Genomic DNA, 13242 nt, shown 5'->3' on the forward strand with positions numbered 1-13242 from the left:
GTCGGCGAATGGCATGGGCTTAAGAAGTACGAGGTCGGGCCACGTTCAGCGCGAGCAACTCAAAGTTTGCCCGCCCACGTGTTGCTACCGACGATGGGATCAATCTTCGCTAGCAGCGACTCGATCACTCGCTTGGCATCCTGCGTCTCGACACTCAGAATGCGAATCAAAACACCGGGTACGCCGCCGGGCAGCGCCTGAGCGATCGACATAGTCTCTCCGCCTCGTTGCTGAGACTGCTCATGTTCCCGCTGCAGTAGATCGCCTGCCAACTCGGTGAATTGGTTCCCCAACACGATCACGAGCGCACAGCAGTTGAAGTGCCCCATGCGGAACTTCGACGTCAGCGGTCCCTCGGCGGGACACAACCGGATCGCATCCTCGATGAGATGCTGCCCCGCGTAATAGATACTCTGCCGCGATTGGAAATAATCAAATTTAAATCGTTCGCCAACCCCATATCGACCACTGGTAACCCAGTCGACCAAGACGAGGTTGCCACCATCGGCAATATCGAATCGTTGAGTTTGATCGTAGCGTGATTCCGCAAAACAACTAATCGGTTCAGGGGCCAAGGTGAAGATCGCATCACTGCCGATGCGAACGTGCATTGTTTGGCTGCAGGGCAGACCCCGCGGATTCTTGTAGATCTTCGTCGACGCCTGTGAACTCAGAACGCAACGACTGCCCTCGTCCAGATCCACCAGCAGATCGGTTTGGTCCCCCGCGAGAAGCCCACCACCATAAGAACTGGTGTAGACGTGCGGTAAGGCCGTCTTACGCCGCGGCACGAACAATCGCAAAGGACAGCGTGCCGCAGAACGGACGACTGTTGACCCCGTACCACGACGAGAAACACGGATCAGTCCCTCGCCGTCACGAAGGTTACGATGCATGCGTTCGTCGTCAAACGGCCCCAACGGATCGCAACTCAATTTCGCGACCGGGGGACTGACGTCCCCCGGTGTTGTCGGCACAAGTTTCACAGGCAGGTTCACGCCTTCGCCCCCCGCAACCGGCGAAGGTTGTCCTCGGGAGTTGTTGCCTCGGCAGGAGGAATTGCCACCAAACCGGTAAACGCGCTTTTCGAATACAGCATGATCCAGGTGACAACCACGAAGGGCGCTGTATAGGGTGCGAGATGCAACGGCAGGAGGATCGCAGCGAGAGCCGCGTACAACCATGTTGTGAACACAATCCCCAGCAACATGAAGATGAAACTCCTGACGGTCAGCAGGTAGAACAATCCACCGATGGCAATCGCCGTCAGGATCGCACTATACGAAAACATGCCCATGTGAATGGTCGTCTCTCGAATCTGCAGCGCCTCAGCGACGCCAATGGAGATCAGTGCCCCGATCGCCGCCATGACTGCTGAAATACGCGAGTTGATGGCGATGCCTAACAGGATCAGGTAACCCGAGACGGCATTGTCCTGGAAGAAGATCTCGCCAAACCCCTTGCCGACGCCCTCCCACCACGTGTGGATACTGTAGGCGTCGTCTTCGACCTTGTGGTCACCGGTCGTCTCATTGGCCGTTGGGGAAGGCTTAAAGACGTTGTGGTGTCCCGGTTCAAGCGCGGGCGAAAAGTGAGTTCCAGCAACGAACAACCAACTGGCGAGAACAAACGGAGCGGTCAGCGCGGGCACTTCTCCAGCGGACATCATCGAGCCGATCGCGGCTGTCAGAACGGTCGATAAGATCGCGCCAAAGACGACGTAGGCTCCAATCATCCACCACGAGATGTCGATCGCATCAAACGCGGTTTCACAGTAGAAAACGATCGCAATCGCGGTGAGCACCCCGTTGAAACCGTACAATCCCGCCGCAACCATCCCCTTGTCGGTTTTCAGAAACATCGCCGTGAGGATGGAAACGACCGAGCCAATGACTGCGGCGGTACCGAAGTCGATCGAATGGTAGAAGATCCCCGCGAGAATCACGGCCCCACTGACAGCGTTGTTCTGCAACACCACTTGGCTGAAGTTGCGCAGCACGATTAGCAGGAACCCGACCAACGTGTAGGGTGAGTCGGATGCGTCGACAGGTGCTGAAACATCACTCTTCGAATCGCTCATTTGACGGTGACTCCCACAGCATCTTCCAACGCCGCCAGAATATGCTCGGCGATCTCGGGAACCGCTTTTCCGTTTTTGACTTGAGCGAAGAACCAGGGGCCCTCCCCTCGCATCCTTTTCGTGTCGCGTTCCATCACATCCAAGTCCGCACCGACCGCCTCGGCCAAGTCGGTCTTGTTGATAACCAGCACATCGGATTGCGTCGTCCCAGGGCCACCCTTGCGTGGCACTTTGTCACCACCGGCCACGTCGATCACGTAGATCGTGAAGTCCGCCAACTCGCGGCTGAAGTCAGCCGCCAGATTATCGCCGCCAGATTCGATCAGCAGCAGATCCGGTTTGATCCGCTGACTGAGCTGCTCGAGTGCCCGCAGGTTGGCAGTGATATCCTCACGAATCGCGGCGTGGGGACACCCGCCGGTTTCAATCGCCATGATGCGGTCTTCCGCCAACGCACCATTGCGGATCAAGAATTCGGTATCCTCACGCGTGAAGATGTCATTCGTCACCACGGCCAACGACATGCGATCTCGGAGATGTTCGCAAAGAGCCAGCGTCAACGCCGTCTTACCGCTACCAACGGGTCCGCCAATTCCGACGGTGAAGGCACGCTCTTCAAAATCACGCGTGGCCAATCGCGTGGGACGCTCATGGTAAAAGCCTGCGTTCTCAAGTTTCTCATGAGTGTGGCCATGTCCGCCGTGATCATGGTCATGGTCATGCGAGTGGTCGTGATCGTGTGTCGGTGAAGTCATGAAGTTTACCTTGGTTTCAGCTGTGGAATAAACGAGAATACAGACGGTCGTGTGACGATTGCCAGAAATCCAGCACGGGGGCGGACTGAGTCACGCGGCGAAAATCAGTGATCGGGGTGCGTTGCAGCATTGTTTCCGCGTCAGCGGCGAGCATCTGTTGCAACGCTTGGCTACGCAGCGGGCCCACGATGTTCAGCCGAATGGCGGCTGACAAAACGGTCCGCAACGCGACATAGTGAACACTACGACGAACGTCCATCAGTGGAATCGCCAAGTGTTTGAACACCGCTCCGTAGAGCGGCGCGGCATGGGAGGGCCATTCGTCCCGCCGCGAGGTTCGTTTCAATTCTGCAAAGAAGTCATCATTTGGAAATGCAGCGGTCGCGGCCACTATCAATCCATTTCCCTGAGCACGGCTGGCGCGATTCGCTACCGGATTGACCAGAAAGGTGTCACAGTGTTGATCGGCGTCGATCAGGGATTCGGGAGTTCGATAGACGGCGTCCACATAGGGGAGCACCGTCTCATTAGTCTGTTGAAGTACCGTTTGCGAAAAATCCGCCAAATCTTCTTCGTCGCGAACCTGCCCGGCCTGCTTGGCAGCCTCCAGTCCGACTGAATGGGCGAAGCCGCCTGTCGGGAACGCAGAGTCGACGACTTGCCACAATATCCAATCGGGATGCATGAAGGCCCTTGCCTGAAAAGTTCAACGAAGAAGTGTTGGCGAAAAATGTCAATCAAACGGCGAAGCCGCTTACAGTGTGAACCACATCGCTGCGGCTGCAACGACTAAAGAACCACCCACGGCGCGGCTAAATCCGACCAACGTTTCCTTCGACTTGATCGATTGAATCGCTACGCCCGTACCGATCGAAACGGCCAATACCGCGGCTGTGCTCAACAACAGACCCGCAGTGTAACTGCCCATCGCAGCTCCGCCCATCTCATGAATGTGAGCGAAACCGTGGAACAGTCCAAAGACGGGAACGCAGAACAACGCGATCGTCGAGGCCGATTGACGCCGAACCAGCAGACTACCACATACCAGCACGGACGCAACAATCATCACTTCGACCCACGGCATTGCGGCACTCGACGCCGACATTCCCGCTGCGACTCCGCCCACGATTCCACAGGCGACAAACGCTGCCGGCACGGCCCACAGGGCACGCCCACCAACGCGAACGGACAGCAACGCTACCGCAGCGATGACGAGCAGGTGATCGAGACCGCTGAGCGGGTGCATCAGACCCTCGCTCCATCCACTTTCCACTCCGTGACCGGGGTGCGCCATCGCCACGACAGGCGACGCCAACACGATCGCGGTTGCGATCAAAAACGGTTTCTTCGTTAGCATCATTCGACTCCATTAAAAGGTGATAATCAGTCGCCGCAAGCGTCGCGACGAGCGTTCAAGGCACGGTAAAAAAGGCGACTGAAGCACTTCACGTGTTCAGTCGCCAAATTGCATACTCGATCAGAAGAAGTAATATCGCTGTGTCAACGGCAGCCGATCGGCTGGATCACACATCATCAATTCACCGTCGGCATGAACCAGGAATGTTTCCGGATCCACCTCGATCTTGGGAGTCACGTCGTTGAACTTCATGTCCTTCTTGCCGATGTTACGTGTATTCTGCACCGGTGCCAAACGACTCTTCAGCCCATATCCCTCGACTCCACGCGTGTGGATAGATGCCTTGGAAACAAATGCCAATGACACGCCGGCCGCAGCCCGTCCGGTGGCACCGAACATCGGGCGAAGCAACCCGGGTTGCGTCGTTGGGATGGACGCGTTGGCGTCGCCCATATTGGCCCACGCGATCACGCCGGCTTTGAAGATAATCTCAGGTTTCGCACCGAAATTCGCAGGACTCCACAGCACCAAGTCGGCCATCTTTCCCTTCTCGATGGAGCCAACGTAGTCCGACACGCCTTGCGCGATGGCCGGATTGATCGTGTACTTGGAAATGTACCGTTTGATGCGGTAATTATCGTTGCGTTCGGAATCTTGCGGCAATGCGCCACGTTGATCCTTCATCTTGCTCGCAGTTTGCCAGCAGCGGCTGATCACTTCCCCAATTCGTCCCATCGCCTGTGCGTCGGAGGAATAGATACTCAGAGCACCGATGTCGTGCAGCACGTCTTCGGCAGCGATCGTTTCCTTGCGGATACGGCTTTCGGCGAAGTGAACGTCTTCGGGCAAGTCCGGGTTGAGGTGGTGACACACCATCAACATATCCAAGTGCTCGTCGATCGTGTTCTTCGTATACGGACGAGTTGGATTCGTCGAACTGGGAATCACGTTTGGCTCACCACAAGCCTTGATAATATCGGGGGCGTGACCACCACCGGCACCTTCGGTGTGATAGGTGTGGATCGTGCGTCCCTTGAACGCCGCGATGGAGTCTTCGACGTATCCCGACTCGTTGAGTGTGTCGGTATGGATGCAGACCTGCACGTCATACTCTTCGGCCATGGTCAGGCACGAATCGATGGCCGCAGGGGTTGTCCCCCAGTCCTCATGCAACTTAAAACCGGCCGCACCGCCAACGATCTGCTCGCTCAGACCGTCTGGGTGAGAGGAATTCCCCTTTGCCCAGAAGCCAAAGTTCATCGGCATGTCGTCGACCGATTGCAGCATCATTCGCATATGGTGCGATCCGGGCGTACAAGTGGTGGCGTTGGTGCCGGTGTTCGGTCCGGTACCGCCACCCATCAGCGTCGTCAATCCTGCTGCGATCGCCTCTTCATAGAGCTGAGGGCAGATGAAGTGCACGTGCACGTCAAGCCCGCCGGCGGTCAGGATCATGCCTTCGCCAGCCATCGCCTCGGTGGTGGCACCGACGTTCATGCCAGGGGTGACATTCTTCATCACGTCGGGATTACCGGCTTTGCCAATACCGGCGATCAGGCCATCTTTGACGCCGATATCTGCTTTAAAGATCCCGGTATGATCAATCACCAAGCAGTTGGTGATCACGAGATCGAGTGCTTCGGCTTGACTGCATTCCGACTGCACGCCCATCCCGTCGCGGAGCACCTTGCCACCGCCGAAACAGGCTTCGTCACCGTAGCTGGTGTAATCTTTTTCAACTTCAAGAATTAGTGAAGTATCGCCGAGTCGAACGCGGTCGCCCGTGGTCGGTCCATACAGCGACGCGTAGCGGGCTCGATCAATTTTATACGCCATGGTAATGCCTCTATCTTGTTTGGTTTAAAAATGAATTGGGTTTGACGGTGACTATTTCTGTGGAACGTGTGAGAACTTCCGCTCCTTCACGTTGGCCATCGCGATCTCGCGGTTGTAGTCGTTTACAATCCCGGTCCCCAACCCATTGCCGCCGAAAATTCGCTTGTCGCCAGCGAGCATCACCAGGTTGACCGTCTTCTTCTCGCCCGGTTCGAACCGAACGGAGGTACCCGCGGGAATGTCCAATCGATGACCGTAGGCTTTCTCACGATCGAACTGCAGGTATCGATTCGTTTCGATGAACGAATAGTGACTGCCGACTTGAATCGGGCGATCACCGGTGTTGACAACATCCAAGACAACTGTCTCGCGTCCTTCGTTGAGCACAATCTCGCCGTCATCGATCAAATATTGACCAGGCTGTGGCATGTCGGCGTCGAGATCCTTGGCGAAGTCAGCGACTTTCGGAACCGGGAGGAAACTGCCGTACATGGCCAAGTTCAGATCGCTGTTCTCTTGAGCGATCGGGTTGTGAATCGTGACCAGCTTCGTGCCATCGCGAAAAGTACCTTCCACCTGCACCGTGTGCAGCATTTCGGCAACGCCAGCGAGCACTTGATTGGTACCGAGCAACTGGCGCCCGTGGTCCATCAAGTCTGCGACTGACATTTCTCCATCTCGAATTCGTTCAAGCACGACCGTGGCAATCAACGCCGTCGCTTCCGGATAGTTCAAACGAACTCCTCGGGCCAGTCGTTTCTGGGCTAAAAAGCCCGCCGCATGAAGATGAAGTTTGTCGACTTCGCGGGGGATCAAGTGCATCACCTAGCTCCTTGGTTTTTGGGAAAATATTAGAGAACAACTCTGTGTCGAAACGGATCGACGTAACCGCATATTTATAGGCGTCTCAGCAGGCAAATACCAGCATGCCAATTCGCGATCGGTTGGTTCACCTGTCGCTCAACACACCATCGTTGTGCGGGCAGTGCACCGGCAGATAGCAACCGGATGTTTGCAACCACCATGCCAAACACAGATGAAATGTTTTTTACCGACCATGAATGTTCGCCGGCCTGAGACAGCGGACAAAAATGTCGCGGGATCATTCGTTGTCGCTTCGCATCCGTCACGACGCAGTGTAGAATCTTCGCCAGACTGTTCAGCCTGTGATTTGAGGAAGGGGCGTCGGGATTGAGGGCTCGCAAAATACATCGACGCATCGCTGCACGCTGCGCGGCAGGATTGGCGTTGGTGGCGTGCATCGCCGTGCTCGGTTTTCAGCCTGGTACGCATCACAGCCACCATCTCGGCGATGGCACGCTCGCTCACCGGCACGCCGTCGAGCATCCGGTGCAGTTGGCTGAGCGCGAGCATGCTGCGCCAGAGAGTGCCAATCATCATCACGTGGGTCTGCATGCGCACGCTCACGACCACCCGCATACGCACACGCATCGTGGCGAGCACACTGAGCATGACGGGGGCAGTGAGCAGGGCGGGGGCAGTGCATCTGCGACTGAGATTTCGTCCGCTCATTCACACTGGCACGTTCGTGTTTTCGGTTGGCAGCTTACGCTGGTCGATGGGGATAGCGATTCGCAAACGCTTCACGACGTGAACAGCGACATTGGACGGTCCCACCTGCCGGTCGCTGACGTGGTGATGCGCTGGCTGCGAATTCGCAGTCCGATGCCGCCCGCGGCTACCCGGGTTTTCATTTGCCAACGCGCTGAGTTTCACTGCGAGTCTCAGTGGATGTGTGCTGGCTGTACTCGTGACCAACCGGCGACGCCTCCTCCTGAACGGGTGGATTGCTAGGTCACTAGCCACCCGATCTCGATTGACCGCGATCGCGATTTCGATCGCTCCGGTTCACGATCGGCTTCTATCAACAGCGCGCACAAAGCTCTCCGCTCGGTGAGTTTTTCGTCGTCGCGTTCGTATCTCGCTCCAGCGCGGCGTGTTCTATCGCGTCGTTGGCGGAGCATGGCGTCACCATACCTCTCCAAAATTCATGCAAAATTTACAATGATCAAAAAAATTGAACGGCCCGCCCATCACCGCCTCGATGGTTTCACGCTTGTGGAACTCTTGGTGGTCATCGCCATCATCGGTGTGCTCGTGGGGCTATTGCTACCCGCCGTGCAAGCGGCACGGGAAGCAGCCCGCCGCATGTCGTGCCAGAACAACTTGAAGCAGCTCTCCCTCGGCCTGCACAACTATGAATCGGTATTTCAGCAGTTCCCGCCCGGATACCTGCATGTGTTCGGTCCCGCTGGGCCGATGCAACCGGCCAATCACAAGGGGTTCTCGTGGGGCAGCATGATCCTGCCGCAGATTGAGCAAGCTGCCTTGTTTGACAGGCTCAACTTTAGCGTGCCGAGCTTCGATGTCGCGAACTTGGAGGCACGTGAAACTTCGCTGAAGACGTTTCTGTGCCCCTCTGACACGTACTCGGAGGGCTCCTTCGTGCTGCGAGATGACACCATCACCCCGGTTCTTCGCTATGCGGGTGCGTCGTACGCAGCGAACTGGGGACCATCAACGGCAGACGTGAACTTGGACGATACGCCGCTGCTCAGCGAAGGCGTTTTCTATCGCAACAGCCAGACTCGCGCTCGAGATATTCTCGACGGGCTCTCCAATACGCTGGCCCTGGGCGAACGCACTAACGGCCCCTTGCCCGTCAGCACACCGTCACCGGGTGGGCATTCCCATTTCGAAACGGCATGGTGCGCCGCGTCATATGACCGCGACGTGTTGCTCGATGACCATGGGCACATGGTGCTCTTTGAAACGCAGTTTCGGCCCAATGAAATTGACGGGGACGACAAGGGGCTCTCTGCGCCACACATCGGGCTCTGCCAGTATGCGATATGCGATGGGTCCGTTCGCGCGATCACCGTTCAGATCGACGCGAAGATTTACAACGCTCTGGGCACCCGGCAGGGGGCAGAAGTTATCTCAGAGCCGCAGTGATCAGAACTGCAACTGAGTTCCCAGCACGAACACGTTGATGTTATCTCGCCCATTGGCGAGATCGCGTTGGCCCCAACCCGCTGACAAGCGGGCGTTGCTGCCGGAGATCACGTATTGCAGCTCAAGGTCGGTTCCGCGTGTGATCGCGGCAGGGTTGACAGACGAAGCAACACTGAAGGTACGGTCGTACTCTTGCCAGCGGAACAGCGGACGCAGCTTTCCGACAACGTTGAAGATTCGTAACTCGCTCGCCATCATGTAGCCGACTTCCACCAGTCCCGCGCGACCGTCGATTGAGTTCGCATTGGCGTCGTTGGTGGTCACACCGGTATCGTAGTAGTAGTAGGCCCCTGAGAGCGTGAGCACGCCGCCGTTGTTGAGTTTGCTGTCGTAGAGAACATCTGCTGTCCAACTGTTGTAGTCGCTCACACCATCGGTGGCCGAATAGATCCCGTTGTTTTGATGGATGACGGCGGCACCGACGGCGAAGATGTCTTTTTCGCCGTAGTAGGTGCTCTGGTTGTAATAGCCTGTTTCGGGATCGAGGAAGTTGTACGCGAGCCGCGCGTTGAACTGGGGTGAGTCGCTGGGGTTGGCGCCGCCCACGACGCTGTTGGCTCCATCATAGAGACCGACCGAATATTTCAACGCTTGATTGCCAACCAAACCCCAAATCGTGGTCCCGTCTTGACGACCGTCAAAGACCGCAGGTTCGTTGCTGACGAAGGGGAATTCGTACAGGTTGGTGTAGAACGGCCCGCTGAGGTTGGCTCGATCCGAAGGTGGCAGCATGCGTCCGACCCAGCAGTTCAGAACGCCACCGTCGCCGAATTTCGCTATCGCATCAAGCAGGCGGAACTGCAGCGCGGAGTCGTCGGTGACAAAGGGGCGGAGGTAGTAGTTTTGAACATCTGTGTTGACTTCAAAACCAATGTATTTGTGCCCGCGACCGTTGAAGTAAAGACGCATGTTGTCGAGGACTTGGTCTCTGCTGTAGCTCGTCCCGTTGGCGGCCTGGTCTTGCGCGGCGACGAAGCTCGTCCGCAAGCCGGCACCGACGCTCACGTATGCATCTTCGCTCCAATTGAAGCGATGGTAATAGTTGCAAACCGAACCGCTGGCCGTGTCACCACAGTGGTGCGGGCAATCAGCATTCGTGCATGCTGGCGACGCGCTCGGGTCGCCTGTCCAGGGACTCGCCTGTACGGCGGCCATGGTTTCGGCATGATCGAGTCTTTGATTCAAGACGCCCAAAAGATTCTGGAGCTGATAGATCTGCTCCTGCATCTCTGCTTCTGACGCAGACGATGGGGGCGCTACCCGATCCGACGGCGACGCACTCGAGACCGAGACGCTGGGCATTGGCACCGCCGAGGCCGGCTCCGTCGAGGCGTTCACTTTCGGCGACTTCGAGTGCGATGGTGCTGGATCGGAAACCTGAGCCATTGCGGGCAGCGCCGCGGCGATACAGCCGGCGGTGACAGCACATTGGACGATACGAAGACTTCGGAACATCGCTGTTAACTTCCTTGTTTACGGACAATGGGATTGTGAGCGCGATGCGAATCGCAGCTCGATCCCGAACAGCCGGACGCAATCCTGGCGTCAACTACGGCTCCATCCCAATCGGCCTTTTTTAGACCTAAGGTGAAATTGTCTCAGGGGATCCATACGACCATCGCCACTATGCGCAGGTATCCCAAACTAAAACTGGGCGTCATATCTTGCCTATTTTGTCGATGGATCGAGTCGCCTTCTAGACAACCGCGTCGGCGGCTTGGGTGACAGGCCGGATTCCGTGATCTCTTCGCCAGGACGAAGTCCAGGTCGCAAGTCGGGGCTGTCGATTGAATGAGCCACGTCGATAGACGCACATCATGGTCTTGCCGCAAGGCCGCGGCGATCGTCGTTGGAGAATGCCGGTCGAACTCTGGCAAAATCGACTGCCCGCAATCACAGTGGCGTGATCGACCTACAAGCAGGCGTCATGCTCAAACACGCTCTGATAGGCATCATTGTCTTCGAAATACTTCAGTACATCGGCGTAGAAATCATGGATACACAGCGTCGCGCTATCGCCGACCACGACGAGTTTTCGCTTTGCCCTCGTCATCGCCACATTGCTGCGCCGTCGATCCGATAAAAACCCGATAATGCCTTCCGGATTGCTGCGGACCATCGTCAGCAACACGACCTCTTTCTCGCGGCCCTGAAATCCGTCGACGGTATCAATCTCCAATCCCTCAAGATCGAGCCGCGAGCGCAGCAATCGGACCTGCGCCGCATACGGAGCGATGATCGCGATTTCCTCGCCCTCGATCCCAGCATCGACCAATTGCCGCACCAAGTCCACGATCACATTCGCTTCGCCTGGGTTCAGTTTGCTCTGCCCGTCCGGCTCCAGCTGCTCTTCCAGGCCGGCGCCTGCGGTATCAATCCAGAGCAGGGGAGAATCGGTGAGCGGCGTGCTGTCGACGTCCGTGAGATCCGACAAAAGGTGTCCGCGTACCGAGGCGTCAGCCACCAGCGATCCTTCATAGAAATGATCGCTGCTGAATCGCATGATTGATTCGTGCATTCGGTATTGCACCGTCAGGCGCCGATAGATGGGGTCGCCGAAACGTTGGACGAGCCGTTGCATCAATGAATCGCGCATGCCAATCTTTGCAGCCTCGTCACTGAGCACCGTCGGCGGCAACTGACAGTGATCGCCAGCGATGATCAATCGGTCGGCACGTAGAATCGCTTGCCACATACCACCTTCAGTGCTTTGACATGCCTCATCAATCACGATGAGATCGAAACGTTCGTCGCCGAGCAATTCTTCATCAATCGTCGTTGTTGTGCAGATCACATCGGCGCGATCGAGCACGCCGCGAACGATTGATTTTTCCAGTGAGCGGATCTGACCGCGCAGTCGACCGGCTTGGGCGAACCACTCCCCCCGCTCCCGACGCCCACCGCTGGCACGCTGCGCCATTCGCAAGCATTGTTCGAGTTCTTGACGGAGATCCTTGACCACATGACTGGAGGGATCTTTCTCGACTTGGCCGTCAAGCGTGTGCTCACGAAGGTGTTCGAACACTCGTGCTGGGTGACCGACGCGAACAACATAGGGCACGAGACGTTGCAAGCGTTCGAGGAGATTATCGACGGCCGTGTTGCTGGCCGCACATGCCAACACCCGCTCGCCCCGCTCGACGGCTTGCGAGATCACTTCGGCGAGGGTCGTGGTTTTACCGGTGCCGGGGGGGCCGTGGATGATCGCAACATCATCAGCCAACAGTGCAAAGGCGACGGCATCCTGCTGTGGTGGATTGAGCTCGGTCCGAAATCGGATATCCGCGCGTTCCTCGGCGATCGCATCCTCGCTCACCGGCCCCGCACTGAGTTTACGACCGTCAAACCGCGGCGAATCGATTCCCAGCAGCACGTCGCGAAGCCGCCCGCCTCGACCACGCTCGGTCCGGGCCTTCGCCATCGCGACGAGCTGCCGCTTTCGAGTCGTTTCATCGGGCGACAGATCCACACGATAGCGGATCTCCCCAATCGATGAATTTCGATGCTTGCTCGCTTTGCCCGTTTTTACATGATGGGCGTCTGGATCGGGAAAGACCTCTGTCGCAATCTGGATCTGATCATTTTTTCGCAGGCTGACGACTCCGGCGATGCCCTCGTCAGACGGATCCGCATCATTGGACAGGACGACGGGCGAACCAACTTTGAGCCGGTTCATCGGCAGTTGCTGTCCCGCCGGCTTGGCGAGGTCCAAGAGGTAGCGACCAGCCAGCCCCGTGTGATAGTCGATCAGATCGAGGCCTACGATCGCTTGCCCGGTGCTCTCGACATCTCGCTCGCTGCGAATCTGTCGGAGTCGGGCCAGTCTCGCCCGCTCAGCGTCAGCCTCGAGGTCCAACCACAAGGCGAGCTGGTCAAAATAGTCGTTAACGTCGAGCGGGCGATCGGTCGGCAAACCGTGCGGGTAGGGCACATTGCGAGGCGCCGCGTCAGAAGCATCAGCGAGTTTGGCGTGCTGGGCCGCCTTTTTCTTCTTGGACGACTTGCCCCCCGCACCGGAGGTTCCTGCGGAGATGCCATCGCCGAACGAATCGGCGGCCTGCCCCAATCGAACCTCGTGCCCGCTGGAATGGCTTCCCGGGCGTCGGTTTTGTGGTTGAGAGGTGTCCGCAGTGGCGGATCGACCTTTACGAGTACGTGCCGACATGCGATGAGTCCGG

Annotated in this window: 11 protein-coding genes; 2 read left to right on the top strand and 9 right to left on the bottom strand. The window is 57.4% G+C overall.

From position 1 onward, the window contains the following. Positions 1-59: 59 nt before the first annotated feature. The 7 genes from SH410x_RS15790 to ureB all read right to left on the bottom strand — a co-directional run bounded on the left by SH410x_RS15790 (position 60) and on the right by ureB (position 6850). Positions 60-998, bottom strand: coding sequence for an urease accessory protein UreD (locus SH410x_RS15790; RefSeq protein ID WP_473668719.1), 939 nt, complete (start codon positions 996-998; stop codon positions 60-62). After that, positions 995-2080, bottom strand: a complete 1086-nt coding sequence (locus tag SH410x_RS15795; RefSeq protein ID WP_473668721.1) for an urea transporter — start codon at positions 2078-2080, stop codon at positions 995-997. Before SH410x_RS15795 ends, SH410x_RS15790 begins: the two co-directional genes overlap by 4 nt. Then, positions 2077-2835, bottom strand: coding sequence for an urease accessory protein UreG (gene ureG, locus SH410x_RS15800; protein ID WP_473668723.1), 759 nt, complete (start codon positions 2833-2835; stop codon positions 2077-2079). The genes SH410x_RS15795 and ureG overlap by 4 nt, the downstream gene beginning before the upstream one ends. Positions 2836-2851: 16 nt before the next feature. Further along, positions 2852-3520, bottom strand: coding sequence for an urease accessory protein UreF (locus tag SH410x_RS15805; RefSeq protein WP_473668725.1), 669 nt, complete (start codon positions 3518-3520; stop codon positions 2852-2854). 69 nt (positions 3521-3589) lie between these two features. Continuing rightward, positions 3590-4192 carry a HupE/UreJ family protein gene (locus SH410x_RS15810; protein ID WP_473668727.1) on the bottom strand — a complete coding sequence of 201 codons (603 nt, stop codon included), beginning with the start codon at positions 4190-4192 and terminating at the stop codon, positions 3590-3592. A gap of 120 nt (positions 4193-4312) precedes the next feature. Continuing rightward, positions 4313-6028: an urease subunit alpha gene (gene ureC / locus SH410x_RS15815; protein WP_473668729.1), complete on the bottom strand. Its 1716-nt coding sequence runs from the start codon at positions 6026-6028 to the stop codon at positions 4313-4315. A gap of 51 nt (positions 6029-6079) precedes the next feature. Next, positions 6080-6850 carry an urease subunit beta gene (gene ureB / locus SH410x_RS15820; protein WP_473668731.1) on the bottom strand — a complete coding sequence of 257 codons (771 nt, stop codon included), beginning with the start codon at positions 6848-6850 and terminating at the stop codon, positions 6080-6082. Positions 6851-7279: 429 nt separating this feature from the next. Here ureB and SH410x_RS15825 point away from each other — a divergent pair, with 429 nt between their 5' ends. Both SH410x_RS15825 and SH410x_RS15830 read left to right on the top strand, forming a co-directional pair. Beyond that, positions 7280-7843, top strand: a complete 564-nt coding sequence (locus SH410x_RS15825; protein ID WP_473668733.1) for a hypothetical protein — start codon at positions 7280-7282, stop codon at positions 7841-7843. Between the two features lie 210 nt (positions 7844-8053). After that, positions 8054-9004, top strand: coding sequence for a DUF1559 family PulG-like putative transporter (locus SH410x_RS15830; RefSeq protein WP_473668735.1), 951 nt, complete (start codon positions 8054-8056; stop codon positions 9002-9004). Here SH410x_RS15830 and SH410x_RS15835 read toward each other — a convergent pair whose 3' ends face one another. Together SH410x_RS15835 and SH410x_RS15840 are read right to left on the bottom strand one after the other, a co-directional pair. Then, positions 9005-10519 (bottom strand): hypothetical protein, encoded by a 1515-nt coding sequence (locus tag SH410x_RS15835; protein ID WP_473668737.1) that lies wholly within the window; start codon positions 10517-10519, stop codon positions 9005-9007. 457 nt (positions 10520-10976) lie between these two features. Next, on the bottom strand, positions 10977-13229 hold the full coding sequence (locus SH410x_RS15840) for an AAA domain-containing protein (protein ID WP_473668739.1): 2253 nt from the start codon (positions 13227-13229) through the stop codon (positions 10977-10979). Between the last annotated feature and the right edge of the window lie 13 nt (positions 13230-13242).

The organism is Rhodopirellula sp. SH410 (genome assembly GCF_055811895.1).

Coding starts and splice junctions, on each gene's coding strand:
- ureB (WP_473668731.1), bottom strand. CDS start 6,850: ATGCACTTGATCCCCCGCGAAGTCGACAAACTTCATCTTCATGCGGCG.
- SH410x_RS15805 (WP_473668725.1), bottom strand. CDS start 3,520: ATGCATCCCGATTGGATATTGTGGCAAGTCGTCGACTCTGCGTTCCCG.
- ureG (WP_473668723.1), bottom strand. CDS start 2,835: ATGACTTCACCGACACACGATCACGACCACTCGCATGACCATGACCAT.
- SH410x_RS15810 (WP_473668727.1), bottom strand. CDS start 4,192: ATGCTAACGAAGAAACCGTTTTTGATCGCAACCGCGATCGTGTTGGCG.
- ureC (WP_473668729.1), bottom strand. CDS start 6,028: ATGGCGTATAAAATTGATCGAGCCCGCTACGCGTCGCTGTATGGACCG.
- SH410x_RS15835 (WP_473668737.1), bottom strand. CDS start 10,519: ATGTTCCGAAGTCTTCGTATCGTCCAATGTGCTGTCACCGCCGGCTGT.
- SH410x_RS15830 (WP_473668735.1), top strand. CDS start 8,054: ATGATCAAAAAAATTGAACGGCCCGCCCATCACCGCCTCGATGGTTTC.
- SH410x_RS15840 (WP_473668739.1), bottom strand. CDS start 13,229: ATGTCGGCACGTACTCGTAAAGGTCGATCCGCCACTGCGGACACCTCT.
- SH410x_RS15795 (WP_473668721.1), bottom strand. CDS start 2,080: ATGAGCGATTCGAAGAGTGATGTTTCAGCACCTGTCGACGCATCCGAC.